This is a genomic window from Actinosynnema sp. NPDC023794, from assembly GCF_040639675.1.
GTDB lineage: Bacteria > Actinomycetota > Actinomycetes > Mycobacteriales > Pseudonocardiaceae > Actinosynnema > Actinosynnema luteola.
The window spans coordinates 14721-33425 of sequence record NZ_JBFAFR010000008.1 but is presented as its reverse complement, the minus strand read 5'-3'; the positions used below and the strand labels follow the sequence as shown (position 1 = coordinate 33425).

Annotated in this window: 18 protein-coding genes; 7 read left to right on the top strand and 11 right to left on the bottom strand. The window is 72.2% G+C overall.

What is annotated here, in order from left to right:
- Positions 1 to 20 precede the first annotated feature (20 nt).
- Positions 21 to 776, top strand: coding sequence for a helical backbone metal receptor (locus tag AB0H12_RS19015; protein WP_499624152.1), 756 nt, complete (start codon positions 21 to 23; stop codon positions 774 to 776).
- Here the strand turns inward: AB0H12_RS19015 and pip are convergent.
- Genes pip through AB0H12_RS19000 form a run of 3 tightly spaced genes read right to left on the bottom strand, consistent with a single transcriptional unit; the run spans position 766 to position 4141 of the window.
- Positions 766 to 1707, bottom strand: a complete 942-nt coding sequence (gene pip, locus AB0H12_RS19010) for a prolyl aminopeptidase (RefSeq protein ID WP_499624151.1) — start codon at positions 1705 to 1707, stop codon at positions 766 to 768. The genes AB0H12_RS19015 and pip overlap by 11 nt on opposite strands.
- Before the next feature lie 35 nt (positions 1708 to 1742).
- On the bottom strand, positions 1743 to 3464 hold the full coding sequence (locus tag AB0H12_RS19005) for an AbeC-like domain-containing protein (protein WP_499624150.1): 1722 nt from the start codon (positions 3462 to 3464) through the stop codon (positions 1743 to 1745).
- 14 nt (positions 3465 to 3478) lie between these two features.
- The gene (locus tag AB0H12_RS19000; protein WP_499624149.1) at positions 3479 to 4141 is read right to left on the bottom strand and encodes a serine/threonine kinase C-terminal domain-containing protein; all 663 of its coding nucleotides are present in this window, start codon (positions 4139 to 4141) and stop codon (positions 3479 to 3481) included.
- Between the two features lie 117 nt (positions 4142 to 4258).
- On the opposite strand from AB0H12_RS19000, the gene AB0H12_RS18995 reads away from it, so the two are divergent.
- Positions 4259 to 4765 carry a hypothetical protein gene (locus tag AB0H12_RS18995; protein WP_499624148.1) on the top strand — a complete coding sequence of 169 codons (507 nt, stop codon included), beginning with the start codon at positions 4259 to 4261 and terminating at the stop codon, positions 4763 to 4765.
- 273 nt (positions 4766 to 5038) lie between these two features.
- Here the strand turns inward: AB0H12_RS18995 and panB are convergent, their stop codons facing one another.
- Both panB and AB0H12_RS18985 read right to left on the bottom strand, forming a co-directional pair.
- A complete protein-coding gene (gene panB / locus AB0H12_RS18990) occupies positions 5039 to 5893 on the bottom strand; it encodes a 3-methyl-2-oxobutanoate hydroxymethyltransferase (protein ID WP_499624147.1) in 855 nt (284 codons plus the stop codon).
- Positions 5894 to 6082: 189 nt separating this feature from the next.
- Complete coding sequence (locus tag AB0H12_RS18985) at positions 6083 to 6826, bottom strand: alpha/beta fold hydrolase (RefSeq protein ID WP_499624146.1); 744 nt, start codon at positions 6824 to 6826, stop codon at positions 6083 to 6085.
- 96 nt (positions 6827 to 6922) lie between these two features.
- Between AB0H12_RS18985 and lysX the strand changes: the two genes are divergently transcribed.
- The gene (lysX, locus tag AB0H12_RS18980) at positions 6923 to 10183 is read left to right on the top strand and encodes a bifunctional lysylphosphatidylglycerol synthetase/lysine--tRNA ligase LysX (RefSeq protein WP_499624145.1); all 3261 of its coding nucleotides are present in this window, start codon (positions 6923 to 6925) and stop codon (positions 10181 to 10183) included.
- Here the strand turns inward: lysX and AB0H12_RS18975 are convergent.
- The gene (locus AB0H12_RS18975; RefSeq protein ID WP_499624144.1) at positions 10167 to 11855 is read right to left on the bottom strand and encodes a right-handed parallel beta-helix repeat-containing protein; all 1689 of its coding nucleotides are present in this window, start codon (positions 11853 to 11855) and stop codon (positions 10167 to 10169) included. The genes lysX and AB0H12_RS18975 overlap by 17 nt on opposite strands.
- Before the next feature lie 59 nt (positions 11856 to 11914).
- Between AB0H12_RS18975 and AB0H12_RS18970 the strand changes: the two genes are divergently transcribed.
- The gene (locus AB0H12_RS18970; RefSeq protein WP_499624418.1) at positions 11915 to 12727 is read left to right on the top strand and encodes a TetR/AcrR family transcriptional regulator; all 813 of its coding nucleotides are present in this window, start codon (positions 11915 to 11917) and stop codon (positions 12725 to 12727) included.
- A 48-nt stretch (positions 12728 to 12775) separates the two neighbouring features.
- Here the strand turns inward: AB0H12_RS18970 and AB0H12_RS18965 are convergent, their stop codons facing one another.
- Positions 12776 to 13525, bottom strand: coding sequence for an SDR family oxidoreductase (locus AB0H12_RS18965; protein WP_499624143.1), 750 nt, complete (start codon positions 13523 to 13525; stop codon positions 12776 to 12778).
- Between the two features lie 120 nt (positions 13526 to 13645).
- Here AB0H12_RS18965 and AB0H12_RS18960 point away from each other — a divergent pair, with 120 nt between their 5' ends.
- Positions 13646 to 14491 carry a helix-turn-helix transcriptional regulator gene (locus AB0H12_RS18960; RefSeq protein WP_499624142.1) on the top strand — a complete coding sequence of 282 codons (846 nt, stop codon included), beginning with the start codon at positions 13646 to 13648 and terminating at the stop codon, positions 14489 to 14491.
- Here AB0H12_RS18960 and AB0H12_RS18955 read toward each other — a convergent pair.
- Together AB0H12_RS18955 and AB0H12_RS18950 are read right to left on the bottom strand one after the other, a co-directional pair.
- Entirely contained in the window at positions 14430 to 14606 is a 177-nt protein-coding gene (locus tag AB0H12_RS18955; protein ID WP_499624141.1) for a DUF397 domain-containing protein, read from the bottom strand. The two genes, AB0H12_RS18960 and AB0H12_RS18955, sit on opposite strands and share 62 nt — an antisense overlap.
- On the bottom strand, positions 14603 to 15433 hold the full coding sequence (locus tag AB0H12_RS18950; RefSeq protein ID WP_499624140.1) for a helix-turn-helix domain-containing protein: 831 nt from the start codon (positions 15431 to 15433) through the stop codon (positions 14603 to 14605). The genes AB0H12_RS18955 and AB0H12_RS18950 overlap by 4 nt, the downstream gene beginning before the upstream one ends.
- A 108-nt stretch (positions 15434 to 15541) precedes the next feature.
- Here AB0H12_RS18950 and AB0H12_RS18945 point away from each other — a divergent pair, with 108 nt between their 5' ends.
- Positions 15542 to 15754, top strand: a complete 213-nt coding sequence (locus AB0H12_RS18945) for a hypothetical protein (protein ID WP_499624138.1) — start codon at positions 15542 to 15544, stop codon at positions 15752 to 15754.
- Positions 15755 to 15832: 78 nt separating this feature from the next.
- Positions 15833 to 16114, top strand: coding sequence for a DUF4287 domain-containing protein (locus AB0H12_RS18940; RefSeq protein ID WP_499624137.1), 282 nt, complete (start codon positions 15833 to 15835; stop codon positions 16112 to 16114).
- A gap of 43 nt (positions 16115 to 16157) precedes the next feature.
- Here the strand turns inward: AB0H12_RS18940 and AB0H12_RS18935 are convergent, their stop codons facing one another.
- Together AB0H12_RS18935 and AB0H12_RS18930 are read right to left on the bottom strand one after the other, a co-directional pair.
- Positions 16158 to 17657, bottom strand: a complete 1500-nt coding sequence (locus AB0H12_RS18935; RefSeq protein WP_499624136.1) for a class I SAM-dependent methyltransferase — start codon at positions 17655 to 17657, stop codon at positions 16158 to 16160.
- Positions 17658 to 17685: 28 nt separating this feature from the next.
- Positions 17686 to 18516 (bottom strand): hypothetical protein, encoded by an 831-nt coding sequence (locus tag AB0H12_RS18930; protein WP_499624135.1) that lies wholly within the window; start codon positions 18514 to 18516, stop codon positions 17686 to 17688.
- Between the last annotated feature and the right edge of the window lie 189 nt (positions 18517 to 18705).

Below are 18705 nucleotides of genomic sequence, written 5' to 3'. Positions count from 1 at the left end.
CCGGAGGGCGCCGACGTCTGATGCTGCCGGTCGACGATCTCGGCGAGCCGGTCCCGCTGCCCGGCCCGCCCACCCGCGTGGTCAGCCTGGTGCCGTCGCTCACGGAGGCCGTCGTCACCGGCGCCGTCGACCCCGCCGTCCTCATCGGGGCGACGGACTACTGCACGCACCCGCCCGACCTCGACGTCACCCGGGTGGGCGGCTCGAAGTACCCGGACGTGGACCGGGTCCTCGCGCTGCGGCCGGACCTCGTGCTGGCCAACAGCGAGGAGAACCGCCCCGAGGACGTGGAACGGCTGCGTGCCGACGGCATCCCGGTGTGGGTCACCGCCGCGCCCGCCACCGTCCCCGCCGCGCTGGGCTCGCTGCGCCGCCTGCTCGGCACCGCGTGGGACGTGGAGCCGGACTGGCTGGTCGAGGCGGAGCGGCTGTGGCGCGAGGTGACGCCGCCGTGGACGCGGGCGGTGGTCCCGGTGTGGCGCAAGCCGTGGGTGGTGCTCGGCCGCGACACGTTCGCCGGCGACGTCCTGCTGCGCCTGGGCGTGGTCAACGCCTTCGCCGACCACCCCGAGCGCTACCCGCGCCCCGAGCTGCGCGACCTGCAGGACGCCGACCTCGTCGTGCTGCCCGACGAGCCGTACCTGTTCACCCCGGACGACGGCCCGCAGTTCTTCCCCGGCCTGCGCCCCGTGCACGTGTCGGGCCGCTACCTGACCTGGTACGGCCCGTCGCTGGTGCGGGCGCGCGAAGCGCTGGAGACCGCGCTCAGGCCCTGAACCGGTCGGTCGCCGCGAGCAGCGCGCGCAGGATTCCCGGCTCGTCGAACGCGTGCCCGGCGTCCGGCACCACCACCAGCTCCGACCCCGGCCACGCCCGGTGCAGGTCCCAGGCCGTCACGGCGGGCGTGGCCAGGTCGTAGCGGCCCTGCACGATCACGCCCGGGATGCCCGCGAGCTTCCCCGCGTCACGCAGCAGCTGCCCCTCCTCCAACCACCCGCCGTGCCGGAAGTAGTGGTTCTCGATCCGCGCGAACGCCAGCGCGTACCGGGGCTGCGCGAACGTCTCGACCAGCTCCGGCCGGGGCAGCAGCGTGACCGTCGACCCCTCCCACACGCTCCACGCCACCGCCGCCGGTTCGCGCACGGCCGGGTCCGGGTCGTTCAGCAGCCGCCCGTAGGTCTCGATCACGTCGGCGCCCTCGGGCACGCGCGACACGACCTGCTCCCACGGCTCCGGGAACAGGAACCCCGCGCCGCCGCCGTAGTACCAGTCGAGCTCCTTGCGCCGCAACGTGAAGATGCCCCGCAGCACCAGCTCGGTCACCCGGTCCGGGTGCGTCTGCGCGTACGCCAGCGCCAGCGTCGACCCCCACGACCCGCCGAACACCTGCCACCGGTCGACGCCGAGGTGCTCGCGGACCTTCTCCAGGTCGGACACGAGGTGCCAGGTGGTGTTGTCCGCCAGGTCCGCGCCGTGCTCGGACGCGTGCGGCAGGGACCGACCGCAGCCGCGCTGGTCGATCAGCACGATCCGGTACGCGGCCGGGTCGAACAGCCGTCGGTGCACGGGCGCGCAGCCGCCGCCGGGCCCGCCGTGCAGGAACACCACGGGCTTGCCGTAGGGGTTGCCGCACACCTCCCAGTAGACGCGGTTGCCGTCGCCGACGTCGAGCAGGCCCTGGTCGTAGGGTTCGATCTCGGGGTACATGGGTCCCACTCTGCCCGAGGGCGCCGCGGAGTGGATCACCCGGTGATGTCCACGTCGCCGGTCAGCGATCCGCTCTGCAGCACGTGCCCGGTCAGCGTGCCGCCCTCGGTGATGGTGACCGTGTTGACGGTGTTGTTGACGATCTCCCGAGCCTGCTGGTCGAACGACGCGGTGTGGTAGTCGGCCTCGCGCAGCAGCTCCGACACGGCCAGCGTGACGCGGGTGCGCAGCAGGTGCAGGTAGCGGTCCACGTCGGCCTGCTGGAAGTAGCTGTGCAGCTCGACGTCGGCCGCCATCTCGCGCACCGTCACCAGCGAGCCGTACTTGTCGGCGCCCGCGTGGGAGCCGGGCCGCGGGTGGGTCGCCAGCCGCACGACGCGCGACAGCGTGCTCGCGGGCAGCAGCACGAGGTCCTTGAGGGCACGGCGGACCGGCACCCACGCCGACGGCGGTTCGGCGTCCACGACCTTGAGCCCGGCGTGGATCGGCCGCAGCACGCACGGCGTCCACTCCAGGTACAGGGTGGAGTCGTCCATCGCCACGTGCACGAACACGGACAGCACGACGTCGCGGTCCCAGGTCTCCAGCGAGAACCGGCGGTAGAAGCGCGACCACTCCAACGGGTTGTCGCGCACCTCGTCGGCGTGCGCCCTGGTCACGTGCGTGTACGGCGGCTCGTCCGGTCGGTGCAGGTAGTGCGCCGAGACCGGGTCGGGCAGGTGGTCGACCAGGCCCTGGGCGGTGACGATCACGTAGTCGTCCACCGTGAGGGCGCCCAGCCTGGCGCTCGGCGCGAGCGGCGCCGCGGCGCGCAGGTCGGTGACCTTGCTCGTGATGCCGTCCAGGAGCGTCGCCGTGCTGAGGGCGACGTCGGTGGCCGGCGCGTCGTGCCTGCGTTCCAACGGCACCGCGACCGTCCACGGTCCGTGGATCTCGCCCGCGCCCACGAAGGGCTTGTACCCCCGGTGCACCAGCAGCGGAACCCGTCCGTCCTCTTCGGACGCGCCCGGCGCGAGGCGCACGGCGTCGCGGTGGCGTTCGTCGATTCGCTCGACGAGCCTCGGCGCCAGGCGCAGCAGGGCCCGGTCGACGGGGGCGGGCGGTCCACCGGGACGCCGGCGGCCGAAGCGCAGCGTCGCGTGGTGGGCGATGACGGCCCGGTTGGCCAGCAGCACGAGCAGCGCCACCGCGAGCAGCACGTGGCCGGCCACGCCGTCGAGGGCGGCTTCGAGCGTGGCCTCGAACGCGTCCTGGAGGACGTCGATCAAGTCCAACGGGCTGAACAGGTCGGCCGCCACCAGCAGCCCCCGCCCCCCGAGCACGTCGATCACCGCCAGCAGGGAGAGCACGACGGTGAGCGTGGACACCGCGAGCCGGATCGGGCGGATGGGCAGCGCGGTGTGCCGCCGGGCGCGGGCCGCGCCCCACAGCCGGACGAGCTTCGGCCCGCTCAGCACCAACGCCGTCGTGATCCACAGCACGGACAGCGCCAAGGCGAAGTACAGCGCCGCGCCCAGCAGGGCGAGCACGAGCACGTCGACCACGTTCGTGCGCAACCGGGCGGCGAGCGCCTCGGTGAGCACGGCCGGGGTGTCCACGCCGCGCGCGGGCACGGCCGCGCGGGTCGGCTCCACCAGCAGCTCCCGCAGGGCCGCGTCGGCGAAGTCCCGGCTGAGGTGGGCCGCGGCGCACAGGTGGCGCGTGCTCTCGTCGCGGGGCTCGGTGGGCCCCGCTGACCCCGGATCGGCCACGGCCATCGTCGGTGCGCTCCTCACTGGGGCCGGCTGTGCTCGATCATCGTGTCCAGCAGTCGCGTGGCCTCGGCCCGGCGGTGCGGCGGGGCCTGCACCAGCACGACGTACTCGATGCCGCCCGCGCGCCAGTAGTGCGCGCGGGACCAGCGGCTGTCGCCCTGCGCCGTCCGGTGCTCGAACTCCCACTCCACGGCCGCGAAGGACCCGTGCCGAGCCCGGTTCAGGGCCAGTTGCCGGTAGCCCTCTTGGGTGGACGACGTGGTGGCGGCGGCGCGGGTGATCGACTCGAACAGGTCGCCGGCGCCCTCCGGCGGCGCGCCGCCGTACCGCACCTCGACCTCGGGGTCCTGCGGGTCGCGCGAGCTGTACGAACCGACGCGGGTGGTCAGCTGGGTGAACGAGTAGGGCACGACCGTCAGCAGGCCGCCGGGCCCGCTGGTGCCGACGAACTCGACCGGGGTCTCGTCGGTCGAGGTGCGCGTCGTCGTCGGCCAGGAGGTCGAGCCGCCCGGCACCGGGAGGTCCGACGCGGTGCCGGGCGGCTCGGCGACCGCGGCGGGAGGGCTCTCCCGGAACACCGGCGGAACGTAGATCAATCCCAGCCCCAGGCCGAGGCTCGCCGCGAGGCACGACCCCGCGATCGCGGCGGCGTAACCGAGCGATCCCGATTTCCCGGACATTCGCGTCCGTTCCGGTGCCGTCTTTTGCGGCGGCCCCTCGTCATCGCGGTTCTCGGCTATCTTCGCGTCGAGCGGATCGCTCATCGGAATCGTCTCCCCTGAACACCGGAGGCCGACGTGGAGCACCCGATCGCCGCCGCGGTCGCCGAGAGGTGGGTCGAGGTCGCCGAGACCGACCAGGAGCCCGACGCCGTCGACCGGCTCGCCGCGCGACTGCTCGCGGTCGCGGACGCGTGCCGGTCGGTCATGCGCGACGGGCAACCGGAGATCACCAGCGCCGCCCAGTTCGAGGAGTGCGCGAAGGTCGCCGACCGCCTTCGCGGCCTGGAGCCGGTCGACCCCGTCCTCGCCCGGCGGGCGCGCGAGCTGGTCGAGCAGGTCGACGCGGGCGGTTCGGTCCACTGGCAGGACCCGGTGCGCACGGTGGTGGTCAGCGGCGCCGCCATGCTGTTCGCGTTCGGCGGCGCGGCACTCGGCGGTGAGGCGGGGAACGTGACGACGGTGGTCGCGACGGCCGTCCTGGGCAGCGCGACGTTGTTCGCCGCCATCCTCGCCGCGCGGCGGCCGGCGTGGCGGGCGAACGCCGAGGTGATCATGCCGATGGTGCGCCGGCACGGGTTGTGAGCGCCGGCCGGCGGCTCCGCGTCGCTGGACACCATGGCGGACCGCCCCGTGCCGAACCCGAGTCGTGCATTCCGCCGTGATCGTGGCACAGGCGTTCCGGTCGCGGCCCGCACAAATCGTAGCCCGCACCACTCCGGGCGATTGTTCGGGAATAGCCGGCTGACCGATTCCGGCGGCCGTTATTCCGCCTCACCGCGCATTTGCCGGCGCCGGGTGGGAAAACGCGTGGTCGCCGCGCCGGCCGGAGCCCGCGCGGCGACCGCGGTCACGAGATCAGTGGAAGGTGTGCTCGGGGCCGGGGAACTGGTGGCCCTTCACCTCGGCCGCGAACTGCTCCGCCGCCGACTTCATCACGCCCGCCACGTCGGCGTACCGCTTCACGAACCGCGGCGCGCGCCCGCGGCGCAGGCCCATCATGTCCTGCCAGACGAGCACCTGCGCGTCGGTGTCCGGTCCCGCGCCGATGCCGACGGTCGGGATCACCAGGTCGTGCGTGATCTGCTTGGCGACCTCGCTGGTCACCATCTCCAGCACCACGGCGAACGCGCCCGCGGCCTCGACGGCGTGCGCGTCCTCGACCACCGAGTCGAAGGCGTCGTTGCGGCCCTGCACCCGGTAGCCGCCGAGCTGGTGCTCGCTCTGCGGGGTGAACCCGATGTGCGCCATGACCGGGATGCCCGCCCGCACGATGGCCTCGATGTGCGGTGCGAAGTGCTTCCCGCCTTCGAGCTTCACCGCGTGCGCGCGGCCTTCCTTCATGAACCGCACGGCCGTCGCCACGGCCTGCTCGACCGACACCTGGTAGGAGCCGAACGGCAGGTCGGCCACGACCAGCGACCGCTTCACCGACCGCGTCACGCCCCGGACCAGCGGGATCAGCTCGTCCACGGTCACCGGCAGCGACGTGTCGTAGCCGTAGACGTTGTTGGACGCGGAGTCGCCGACCAGCAGCACCGGGATGCCCGCCTCGTCGAAGAGCTCCGCGGTGTACATGTCGTAGGCGGTGAGCATGGGCCACGGCTCGCCGCGCTCCTTCAGCTCCCGCAGGTGGTGGATGCGCACCTTCTTCGTGGTGGGGGCGCTGCCCGCCCCGTTGCCGTAAGGCGCGGTTACCTCTGTCGAGGTCATCGTCGACCGTCCTCCCTCGGGGCCGGCTTCGTCGCTGGTCCCCGGGACCTTGTTGCACGGTTACGCGACCAGCGTGACACCGACTCCGGGGTAATTGCGCGGAGTGCGAGACGCTTCACATGGTCCGTCCGCCACATCGCGCACGACGACGAACGGGAGTACCGTGCCCCCTCCGCCACGCCCTCCCGCTCACCCGCCGCGCAACGCCGTGAGCACCGCCAACGCCACCGCGTCCGGCCGGTCGACCGGCACCATGTGCCGACTGCCCGGCACCCGCACGGCGCGCCCGGTCGGGGTCGACGCGGCCAGCGCCACGTGCGCCGCGCACTCCCGCCGACCCGCCGTGAGCACGGTGAACGGCACCGGCGGCAACGGCCGGAACGCCCGCAACCGCTCCACCGCGGCCACCTGCGCCGGGTAGGACGCCAACTCGTCCAGCACGGCCCGGGTCACCGACGGCCGCCCGTACACCGACCGCAGTGCCGCGGGCGCGGCCGGATCACGCCGCCCGAGCGTGGACCAGCGCATCACCCACCGCCGCAGCCGCACCCCCTGAGCGGCCACGACCGGGTCCAACCCCGCCCGCAGCACCCACCGCGCCACCACCGCCGACAGGTCGAACGGCCGACCGGCGCCCGGCGCCTCCGGATCGGGGTCCACCAGGACCAGCCCGCGCACCCGACCCGGCCGCAGCCGCGCCCACGCCTCCACGTGTAGCGCGGCCATCGAGTGCCCCACCAGCACCGCCGACGGCTCGCCGGCCAGCACCGCGTCCAGCACGGCCACCTCGCGGGCCAGCGTCGCGGGCGCCAACGCGGGCCCGGACCACCCCGTGCCCGGCCGGTCGAACACCAGCACGCGCGCGTCGGGCAGCAATGCCACCACCGCGTCCCAGTCGAACCAGGCGCCGCCCAGGGCAGCGCTCAACACCACCGCCGGTCCGTCGACACGCCCGGATGACCGCAGGTGCACGCGACCGGCTAGTGAGGCGACCATGGTGGGCAACCGGATCCCCCCTTGGAGCGTGTCGTGGCGGTGGCCAGGTGGAAGTGGCGGACGGCGGGAGTGGTCGCGACCGTCGTCCAAGCGGCGGCTGCGGCGTCGCTCCTGCTGTTCCTGATCGACGAGGAGTCCGACCTCGCCAGGGGCATTCTCCGGGTCTCGTACCTGTTGGGCCTACCCGTCGAGGCGAACCTGTTCATCGCCCTGGTGCTGGTGGTGCTCGGCGCGGCGCTGCGCAGGCGCAAGAGGGCCGCGCTGTGGACGTTGCTGCTGTTCCAGGTGCTCAACGCGGGTGTCGTGCTGCTCCTCATCATCCGCTACTGGATCGACCCGGGACCGTTCCTCGGCGACGACGAGCCGCCGAACCGGTGGGGGGTGACCGTCGACCTCGGCAGCTTCGTCGTCGTCACGGTCGCGCTCATCGCGCTGCTGCCGGCGGTCAGGGACGCGTTCCCGGCCAAGCTGGCCGCCGGCGCCTGGCGGTCGACGCTCGTCGTCCTCTTCGGCGGGATCCTGGTGCTGTCCCTGGTCGGCTGGGGTCTGACCGAGCTCTTCCCGGGCCACCTGCACGGCACGTGGCACAAGCTGGGCTGGGCGGCCAACCAGATCACCGGCGAGGTCCTGCCGCAACGCCGCGGCGGCGAGGGCCCGGCGTGGCTGAGCGTCCTGCTGGGGTTCGGCGGGATGCTCGTCGCGATCGCCGCGCTCCGGGTGTTCTTCCGCGGCGTGCGGTCGAGCCGGTCCCTGGACGACGCCGAGGAGCTGGCCGTGCGACGGCTGCTGGCCGCGCACGGCGAGCCGGACTCGCTCGGCTACTTCGCCACCCGCCGCGACAAGAGCGCGGTGTTCGCGCCGAACGGCCGCGCCGCGCTCACCTACCGCGTCCTCGCCGGCACCACGCTGGCCAGTGGCGACCCCGTCGGTGACGAGGAGGCGTGGCCGCAGGCGGTGCAGGCGTGGCTGGCCGAGGCACGGCGGTACGGCTGGCTGCCCGGCGTGCTCGGCGCGAGCGAACGCGGCGCGCACGTCTACGCGGCGGCGGGACTGAAGGCGCTGGAGATCGGCGACGAGGCCGTGCTGGACGTGCGCGAGTTCTCCCTGACCGGACCGGAGCGCCGGGCCGTGCGGCAGGCCGTGAGCCGGGTGGAGCGCGCCGGGCACACCGCCCGCGTGCGGCGGCACGCCGACATACCGGCCGACGAGCTGGCCGCCATCCTCGACCTGGCCGAGCGGTGGCGCGGCGCGGCGACCGAACGCGGGTTCTCCATGGCGCTGGGCAGGCTGGGCGACCCGACCGACGGCCGGTGCGTGATGGTCGAGGCCTACGACGCGCACGGCGAGCTGCGCGGCCTGCTGTCGTTCGTGCCGTGGGGCAGGCGGGGTCTGTCGCTGGACCTGATGCGCCGCGACCGCGCCGCCGAGAACGGCCTGAACGAGTTCATGGTGGCCGAGTTGGTGGCCGCCGCCGCCCGGCTCGGCGTCGAGCGGGTGTCGTTGAACTTCGCCATGTTCCGCGCGGTGTTCGAGGAGGGCGGGCGGATCGGCGCGGGACCGGTGCTGCGGACGTGGCGGGCGGTGCTGAGCCTCGCGTCCCGGTTCTTCCAGCTGGAGTCGCTGTACCGGTCCAACGCCAAGTACGACCCGGAGTGGCTGCCCCGCTACCTGTGCTTCGCCCGCGCCCGCCACCTGCCCCGCGTGAGCATCGCGGCCGGCGTCGCCGAGGGGTTCGTGCCGAGCCTCAGGTCGTTGGTCAAACGAGGGTCCTCGCGCGCGCTGCACCACGAGACCGTCGACACCGGTTTCGCCGAGGCCGTCGCCGAGATCGACGCGATCAAGGTCGAGCCGCGTGAGCCGCGCCGCCCCGAGCAGGTCCGCGTCCGGCTCGCCAAGCTGGACCGGCTGCGTGCCGCCGGCATCGACCCGTACCCGGTGAACTACCCGCGCGAGCACTCCCTGGCCCAGGCGCGGGAACTCCTCGGCGAGACCGTCTCGGTGACCGGCCGGGTCGTGGCGCTGCGCGAGTTCGGCGGCCTGTGCTTCGCCCGCGTCCGCGACTTCACCGGCGAGCTCCAGCTGATGCTCGACGCCGGGCGCGTGGACCTGACGGCGTGGAAGGCGGGCGTCGACCTCGGCGACCACGTCGGCGTGCGCGGCGAGGTGACCTACTCCCGGCGCGGCGAGCTGTCCGTGCTGGCCGACGAGTGGACCGTGACCGCGAAGTGCCTGCACCCGTTGCCGGACAAGCGGAAGGGCCTGTCCGACCCGGAGGCGCGGGTCCGCCGGCGGCACGTGGACCTGGCGGTGAACCCCGACTCGGCGCGGATGCTGCGGCTGCGCAGCGACGTCGTGCGCGGCATCCGCGACTTCCTGCACGGCCGCGACTACCTCGAAGTCGAGACGCCGATGCTCCAGACCGTGCACGGCGGCGCGAACGCCCGGCCGTTCGTCACCCACATCAACGCCTACGACCTGCGCATGTACCTGCGCATCGCGCCCGAGCTGTACCTGAAGCGGCTGTGCGTGGCGGGCGTGGACCGGGTGTTCGAGCTGAACCGCAACTTCCGCAACGAGGGCGCGGACGCCTCGCACAACCCCGAGTTCACCATGCTGGAGGCCTATCAGTCCTACGCCGACTACACGACGATGCTGCACCTCGTGCGCGAACTCGTGCAGCACGCCGCCGTGGTCGCGCACGGCCGCCCGATCGCCCTCCGCGACGGCGCGGAGGTGGACATCTCGGGGGAGTGGCCGGTCATCGGGGTCTACGCGGCCGTCTCGACCGCCCTGTCGACGACCGTCACCCCGGACACCCCGTCGCCCGAGCTGCGCTCACTGCTGGCGGCCCACGGCGTCGAACCGGCCGCCGACGCCGACCACGGCGCGCTGGTGCAGGAGGCGTACGACCGGCTGGTGGAGCCGAACACCGTGGAACCCACCTTCTACACCGACTTCCCGGCCTCGGTGTCGCCCCTGACCCGGCCGCACCGCGCCGATCCCCGCCTGGCCGAACGCTGGGACCTGGTGGCGTTCGGCGCGGAGATCGGCACGGCCTACTCGGAGCTGACCGACCCGATCGAGCAGCGCCGCAGGTTGCGGGCGCAGTCGTTGCGGGCGGCCAGCGGCGACGTCGAGGCGATGGAGCTGGACGAGGACTTCCTCGACGCCCTGGAGCACGGGATGCCGCCCACCGGCGGGCTCGGGATGGGCGTGGACCGGGTGCTGATGATGCTCACCGGCACGTCGATCCGGCAGACCGTGCTGTTCCCGTTCGTCAGGCCCGTCTCGTGAGCAGGCCCGCCCGCGCCTGGATCTCCGCCGTGGCGGCGTCGAGCTCGGCCGGGTCGGCGATCGTGGTGTTGCCCTCGTAGGTGACGCCGTCCGGCACGGCGTCGCTGCCGACCGGGTCGGCGTCCCAGAAGTTGCCCCGGTAGACGACGTGCTCCAACGGCGGGTGGACGTGCAGGACCGCCGTGTTGTCCGCGCGGGCGACGACGTTCCCCTCGACCGTCACCCACGTGGCCCCGTAGTCGGTGTAGAGGCCGAAGTTGTACGGCGTGCGCGTGTCCTTGATGACGTTCCCGCTGATCACGGCCCCGTTGTCGGACGAGCCCTGCGCGCCGGACAGGTAGATCCCACCGCCGTCGGCCAGCACGCCCATGGCGCCCGTCACCAGGTTGCGCGTGATGCGGGTGCCGCCGCGCGACGGGTTGGCCACGATGCCGTTGTGCGGCACGTCGTGCACGTGGTTGTGCGCGACCGCGCAGTCCTCGGTGTCGTGGAACGTGATGCCGGCCGAGCCGGAGTGGTCCAGCCCGACGTGCGCGACGAGGTTGTCCTCCAGCAACGCCTTCCGGGTGCCGGTGACCGAGATCGCGGACGCGGCGAGGGTGTCGAAGTCGCAGCCGCGCACCACGAGGTCCTCCCCGCCGACCGCGCCCAGCCCGGTCGCGCCGAGCCGGGTGAACCGACAGCCCTCGAACCGCACACCGGACGTGCCGTCGAGCCGCACGGAGGCGGGGATCTCCTCGTGCTCCTCGGGCACGGTCAGCCACGCGCCCTCGGCCGGTTCCACCTTCCCGATCCGGCCGCCGTCGTAGTACCCGTTCGAGTGGTAGTGCAGGAAACCCCGGTCGCTGCCCGGCCGCAGCCAGGTGGTGTCGGCGAACACCACGCCCCGGAACGCCACGTCCCGCACGCCGGTGGCCCGCACCAGCACCTCCAACGCGGGCGCGACCACGTGCGGCTCCTCGTCCGGGAGGGGGAGGTAGTGCAGGACGTGCCCGCCGGGCCGCGAGCGGTCCAGCGCGAACGTGCCCTCGGTCAGGAACGCCGGGTCGTTCTCCACCCGGGTCGGCGCCGGGGGACCGGACATCACCTGGCCGAACCACTCCGAGTTGTAGAGGTCCACGGCCCAGCCGAACCCGGGCTGCGCCATGGTGATCTCGCCGTCCTCGGTGGCGGACGCGACCGCCGTGCGCGCCTCCGTCCACGGGTAGACGCCCCGGTGCACGAACTCGACGCCCGACGGGTTGCGCCAGGCCGGCGGGTGGTCGGTGACGTAGCCGGTCGCGGTGCGGCGGACCGTGCCGGGCATCCCGTCGACACCCGCGCGCTCGACCCGCCGTCCGTTCACCACGAGGTGGCGGGTGACCAGGTCGCCGACCTCGGCCACCCACACCCCGTCCGGCCCCCGCCGCCCGGAGACCTCCCGCCCGCCGCTGACGACGGCCTCCTCCCGCGCGTCGGTGCCGAAGCCGAACGCCTGGTAGACAACCCCGGAATCCTCCTCGGTCAGCTCGAACGGCCCGGTCAGCACGTGCGTGCCCGCCCTGAGGTGCACGGTGACGTCACCTCCCGCCTCGCGGGCGGCTCGGCGCGCGCGCTCCAGCGTGCCGAACGGGTCGTCGGCGGTGCCCGCGGCGGAGTCGTCGCCGGCGGGTGAGACGTGGAAATCGGTCATGAACAGGCCCCCATGGTTGTTTATGGCGTAAACACCAAGAGGTATATCATGGAGGCGTGATGGGGAAAGCGGGCGATCCCGACCGCTCGGTCGAGCTGCTGTGGGACGGGCGGGGAGGGCTGAGCCTCGACGCGATCGTGGGCGCGGCGGTCGAGGTGGCCGACGCCGAGGGCCTGGCCGGGCTGTCCATGCGCAAGGTCGCCGAACGGCTCGGCTTCACCACCATGTCCCTGTACCGCCACGTGCCCGGCCGCGACCACCTGGTCGACCTGATGCGCGACGCCGTGCTCGGCGACCCGCCGTCGGCGGAGGGGAGCGGCTGGCGGTCGGACCTGGAGGCGTTCGCGCGGCACACCTGGGAGCTGCGCAAGCTCCACCCCTGGCTGGCCGAGGTCCCCGGCCGGTCCGTGCCGGGGCCCAACGCCCTGGCCCACTACGAGCACGCGTTGAGCATCCTCGCGGACACCGGCCTCGCGCCGGAGGAGGTGGTCGCGGCGGTCGGCTTGGTCGGCCGCCTCGTGGACGCCGAGGCGTCCGCCCTGGTCGAGGCCGCGCGGGCGCAGCGCGGCACCGGGGTGAGCGATGAGGAGTGGTGGGGCGCCCGGGACACGCTGTTCGCCCACTTCGACCGCTACCCGACGTTGACCCGGCTGTGGGAGGCCGGCGGCTTCGACCAGCCGGACCCGTTCGGGTTCGGCTTGGCCCGGGTGCTCGACGGCATCGAACTGCTGATCCGCCAACGTTATGAAACGCGTGATGAAAGCTGTCGTGTCTGCGGTGGGCCGGTGGCGCAACCGGCGTCCGGGCGGCCCCGCGCGTACTGCTCGCCGGCGTGCCGGCAACGCGCCTACCGCAGCCGCCGGTCGTCGTGAGCCGCCCACCGGCCGGTGGGCGGCTCGGCCTCGTCAGGCCTGCACCCGTCAGGCCTGCACGGTCGGCAGCACCACGATCTGCCGGAGGTTCACGTTCTTGGACCGGCTGGTGGTGAACCCGACCAGGTCGCCGATGTCCGTCGGGCTCAGCGGCGGCACGTCCTCCCGCCACTGCGCCAGGTGCGCCGCCACGTCGGGGTTGTCGATGTGCTCGGCCAGCTCGCTGTGCACCAGGCCGGGCTCGATGTTCGTCACCCGGACGCCCTTCGGGCCCAGCTCCGTGCGCAGGTTCGCCGACAGGTGCGTGACGGCGGCCTTGGTGGCGCCGTAGACGGCGTAGTTGGGGAACGTGAGGTGCGCCGCCACGGACGAGACGTTCACCAGGTCGGCGGCGCCGGTCGCGCCCGCCTCGACCAGGTCCTCGGTGAACGCCTTGGTGATGTTCAGCAGGCCCATGACGTTGGTGTCGAGCATCCGGTGCCACTCGTCGTCCCGGCCCTCGGCGAGGGGGTTCGCGAGCATCACACCCGCGTTGTTCACCACCAGGTCGACCCGGCCGAAGGCGGTGTGGATCGCCTCCACGGCCTCGGTGAGGTCACCGGTGACGTCGGCGGCCACGGCGAGCGCCTGCCCGCCCTCGGCGGCGATCTTGTCGGCCAGGTCGGTGAGCCGGTCCGCGCGGCGGGCCAGCAGCGCGACCTTCGCCCCGGACCGGGCGAGGACGAGTGCGATCTCGGCGCCGATGCCACTCGCGGCGCCGGTGACGACTGCGGTGCGGTTGTTCAGGTCGTAGGTCATGGCAACAACAGTGGACCTGGTCACCACGGGTACCAGAGGCCCTGGTCAGCCTGTGGGACCGCGTTCCCTAGGTCTGCCAGTACCCAGGCTCGGCACGCGGGAGGCGGCCATACTGGGTGGGTGAACCACGACCTGGGCGAGTTCCTCCGCAGCCGCCGGGCTCGCGTCCGCCCGGACGACGTCGGCCTGCCCGGTGGCGGTCGACGGCGCGTGCCGGGCCTGCGCCGCGAGGAGCTGGCGATGCTGGCCGGCGTGAGCGTGGACTACTACATGCGCCTCGAACAGGGCCGCACGCCGGCCGTCTCCGACTCGGTGCTGGACGCCGTCGCCCGCGTGCTGCGCCTGGACGAGACCGAGCGCGCCCACCTGCGCAACCTCGTCCGCCCGGCGCCGGCCAAGCGGCCCGCGCCCCAGCGCGTCCGACCCGGCCTGCTGCGGCTGCTGGAGATGGCCGACGACGTGCCCGCGTTCGTGATGGGCCGCCGTTCGGACATCCTGGCCTGGAACCCCCTGGCCGACGCCCTCTACGGCTTCGGCGACCTGCCACCGGAGGACCGCAACTCGGCCAGGCACACGTTCCTGCGTCCGGAATCCCGCGCGTTCTACCGCGACTGGCCCACCGTCGCCGCCGACATGGTGGCGTTCCTCAGGCTGGACGCGGGCCGCTACCCGGACGACGCGAGGCTGGCGGCGTTGGTGGGCGAGCTGTCGGTGAAGGACGAGACGTTCCGCAAGCTGTGGGCGCAGCACAAGGTGCAGGAGAAGACCCACGGCACGAAGCTCATGCACCACCCCGTGGTCGGCGACCTGGACCTCGACTACGAGACCCTCCAACCGACCGGCGACCCGGACGTGGTGCTCGCGGTCTACACCGCTCGCGTGGGCTCGCCGACCGAGGACCGCCTCAAGCTCCTGGCGAGCTGGTCCGCAGCGCCTTCAGGAACGCCCTCAGAGCAGCAGGCCTGACCTCCAGCACGGGCCCGTCCGCGTTCTTGGAGTCCCGCACCGCGTCCAAGCCCGCCCGCACCTCGACGCAGTCACCACCGCTGTTCCCGCTGTAGCTGCTCTTCCGCCAAGTCATGCCTCGACGCTATCAAGCACATCCGTGCGCGAAACCGCCAGCAGATCCTGGAAAACGGCTTCGTAGTGCGAGATCCGGCTCTCCTCGTCCACCAACAGCCCGTCGGTCAAGGTCTCGACGTACACGGTCTTGGCGCGGTCGGCGGGTGGCGTGAGGATCATGAAAGGGAAGTAGAGCGCGCTCGTGAGGCCGATGTCGTCAGGGATGACCCGGATCGTCACGTGCGGCAGGCCGGACAGCTCCTTGAGGTGTTTCAGCTGCTCGAACCGGGTTTCCGGCGTCCCGACCGGCGCCCGCAGCACCGACTGTCGGATCACCAGGGTGTAGTCCGGCGGGTTCGGTCCGGTCAGCCGGGCCTGCCTGGCCATCCGCGCCTGCACCAACTGCTCGACCTCGGTGGGGCGCAAGGTCGAGTTGGTCTCGATCACCGCTCGCGCGTAGGCCTCGGTCTGGACGAGCCCGTGCAGCAGGTCGGGCCGGTACAGCTCGATCTTCCGCGCCGTCTCCTCGGTGTTGAAGAACTTCCGCAGCCGATCCGGGATGGCCGCGCCCCACGGCGTCTTCGGCCTGCGCCGCCGAGCTTCCTCGCCCAGGTGCAACAGGTCCGCCCGCTCCTCGCCCTCGACCGCGAACAGGTCGAGCAGGGCGACCAACTCCAGCGGCGGGACCGAGGTGTCGCCGCGCAGGATCGTGCCCACTTTCGACACCGAACAGCCCAGGGTGCGCATGATGTCCGCGCGGTCCTTCCCGCTGCGCCGCATCAGTTCCTTGAGCCGTTCGGCCAGCCGCGCGCGGTAGTCGGTAGGGCTCTGACCGCTCGTGGTCATGGGTCTCCTCGACGTTGATCGCCCGACAGTGTGCCCGAGTCAACCCGCCGAACTCGTCACCTGATCAGGCGACTACTCAATCTGAGTGCTCACCTTTAGCGTCTGAGTATGACCAGTGAAGAGCGTGAGCGGGTGGCGGAGGAGGCTCCGCGCCTGTTCGCCGTGGTGGAGCGCGAGCCGGAGTTCCAGGTGGCCGCCTGGGGACTGGCGTTCGAGGAGAGCGCCCAGGTGGTGTCCGAGGACGGCAACCTGCGCATGAGCCTGCGAGGTCCGGAGAGTTGCCTGCACCTGTTCAAGGGCTCCGAGCTGCTCTGGCTCTGAACGACCGACAAAAAAACTTGTCAGGACAGATCGAGTTGTCTTAGACTGGCCGCACACCGACCCGAACAGGAGCAGGCCATGTCCTTCCAGGCGTACCTCGACACCATCGAGCGCAAGACCGGCAAGACCCCCGCCGAGCTGCTGGCCGAGGCAGGCGACCGCGGGTACGGCGCGACGACCAAGGCGGGTGTCGTGCTGGAGTGGCTGAAGGACGACTACGACCTGGGTCGTGGTCACGGCATGGCGCTCTACCACGTGCTCAAGAACGGCACCGCGATCAGCGACAAGCACGTCGGCAGCACCGGGACCCACCGGGACGCCTCCGCCACCCTGCGGATCGACGGCATCGCCAACCGTTGATCGGCAGGGTGGCTCCGGTCAGAGGGCTCCGGTCAGGGAGGCGTCAGTCGGTGCGGCGCACCACGTGCATCTGGTGCTCGGTCTCGATGTCGTAGAGGTTGCGGATCTCCATCCCGTGCTCCCGGTGCGTCGCCGAGTTGATCAGCAATGGGGTGAGGCCGGAGTAGATGCCGTGCCCGCCGGGCGCCAGCAGGTTCGCGTACATCCGGGCGAAGCACCGCGGGCTCTCGGTGTCGTCGCCGATCTGGTTGTTGAGCAGGCCGCCCGAGTTGATGACGAAGTCGGCCGCCTTGAGGCCCACGTCGCTCAGCATGGCGTCGGCGTCGTAGCCGTACTCGAACATGTCCCGCACCAGGGCCGTCGTCTTGGCGAACGGGTGGGTGCGGGCGAGCGCGGCGAAGCGCTCCTCCGCGACGGCGATGTCGTCCTCGCTGTAGTCGACCACCACGTACCGCACCCGCAGGTCGCCCCCGGGGCGTGCCCAGCCCAGCTCCCTGATGATCCGCTCGGCCAGGTCGCCGTTGCCGCCCGCGATGTCCAGGACGGTGATCGCGTCGCGGTCCGCGGGCACCAGGCTGAGCAGGTACTGGGCGATCTTCGGGTGCACCTCGGCGTAGTAGGTCCGGCGGTTGCCGCCCTTGTCGATGCGCCAGTCGGCCGCCTTGCCCTGCCAGTGCGCGTCACCGGCGAGGGTCGGCGCCATGTGGCTGGTGTCGTACTCGACCTGGTCGCCCGCGTACAGGCGGCGCTGGCTGACGAGGTTGCCGATGAAGTTCCCGCCGACCTGCGCGCGCGAGGACCCGTCGCCGAGCACGACCCGCCCGGCGGTCACCGTCTTCTGCGTGAGCTTCGGGTCGAGCACGCCCTCCACCAGCACGACCGGGACCCCGCCGAGGTCGAACCCGGAGCCCCTGGTGTCCACGCGCAGGATCTTGTGGTTCGGGCCGAGCGCGGCCGACCAGTCGGCCTCCCGCAGCGGCGCGAACGCGCTGCCCGCCAGGTCCCGCCGGAGCGAGTCCAGTGCCGCGGGCAGTTGGCCTCCGGGCAGCTGCGGAGGCGTGCCGCGGCCGTCGACCACCCGGAACTTGAACAGCTCGGACACCTTCTTGTCGGTGCCGGCGAAGAGGGAGCCGGCGATGGACGGCACGTGGACCAGCAGCTTGGTGTGCTGCGCGGTCACGGTCTCCATGGCCTGCTTGCGCAGCTCCATCAGGTGCGGCTCGCCCGGTGACCCCGCGCCGGTCGGGGCGGGGTTCTTGACCAGGAGCTCGGTGTACTCGCACGTGTAGGAGTAGGCGATCCAGGCCAGCGCGACGTCCGGGTCGTCGTTGGTGCTCCGCGCCTGTGCCTCGACGCCGTCGAACAGCCTGCCGAGGCGGGCGCGCTGCCCGACGTGCGAGACGTTCAGCAGTTCCATGGTCGCGCGGTGCTCGGTCAGCAGCTGGACGTGCACGCCTCGGCGGAGCACGGTGGAAATGCGGTCGAAAACCCCGGCCAGGTTGCCGAGCTGCATGTCGTCGAGTTCGTGCCCTGGTCCGGTCATGATTCGGTCCTCCCGGTCGTCGGTGCGGTCAGACCAGCTCGTGGAACCACTTGGCGATCTCGTCGGCCAGGTGCGCCCTGATCCAGTCCAGCATTTCCGCGTCGCTCGACTCGTTCAGGTGCGGGATGCTCGCCGCAGTGATTTTCGCGGACCAGCCGGCCACGCCCTGCCAGGCGTTCACCGACTGCATCGGGTAGCACTGGAGCGGAACGCACAACGCGGCGTCCGGCGCCGGGCCGAGGCCGTTGGCCAGCACTTGCGGGGTCACGCTGCCGACCGGCGGGAAGAACGTCCGCCCGTCATCGCTGCCGTGCCCGATGGTGATGACGATCAAGTGCCGGGGAACCGGATGGGGAACGGGGACGGCAATGGTCTTCTGCGCGGTCGAGAACTGGTAGGGCCGCGCACCGTCCGGTAGCGGCACCTCGTCCGGCAAGTGGACGAGCGCGTCGTCCGGCGGAACGCAGAAGGTGATCCGGTCGTCGACGAAGTCCTCCAGCACCCGCCGCACCTCGACCATGGCCTCGGGGTGGATCACCTCCTGGTCGAGGACCTGGTGCGCCACGTTGGCGGGGACGTCGCCGGCGACCAGCACGGCGAGTTCCGCGTTCTTGACGCGGTCGGTCCGCAGCTCCTTGTCGACCACGACGTACTTCTGGCGAAATCGGGTGACGTAGGCCTGCGACACCTTGCCGCCGGCCCAGACGACGATCGCGCCCGTCGCGCCGACGATCTCCGTGTGCCTTGCGTCGTATTCCAGTTCGGCGTCGTTGAGGCCGGCGAACCTCCTGATGAAGGCCGGATCCGAGGTGCGGTGCGCCGCGCGTTCCTCGACGAGTTCGACCAGCAGTCGATTCATCGGGGACCACGGGAGGTTCGTGATGTACACATCGCGGTCCCGCAGTTTGTCGCGTAACCCGGCTAATCCCGCTTCGGTCGCGTTGGCCACGCCGTCGACAGTCATTGCATTCCCCTCACAAGTGTGACGGCGAGCTTAGTCCTGGACGACGGCACTCGACGCGGGATCACACGGTCGGCCTATGAGGAG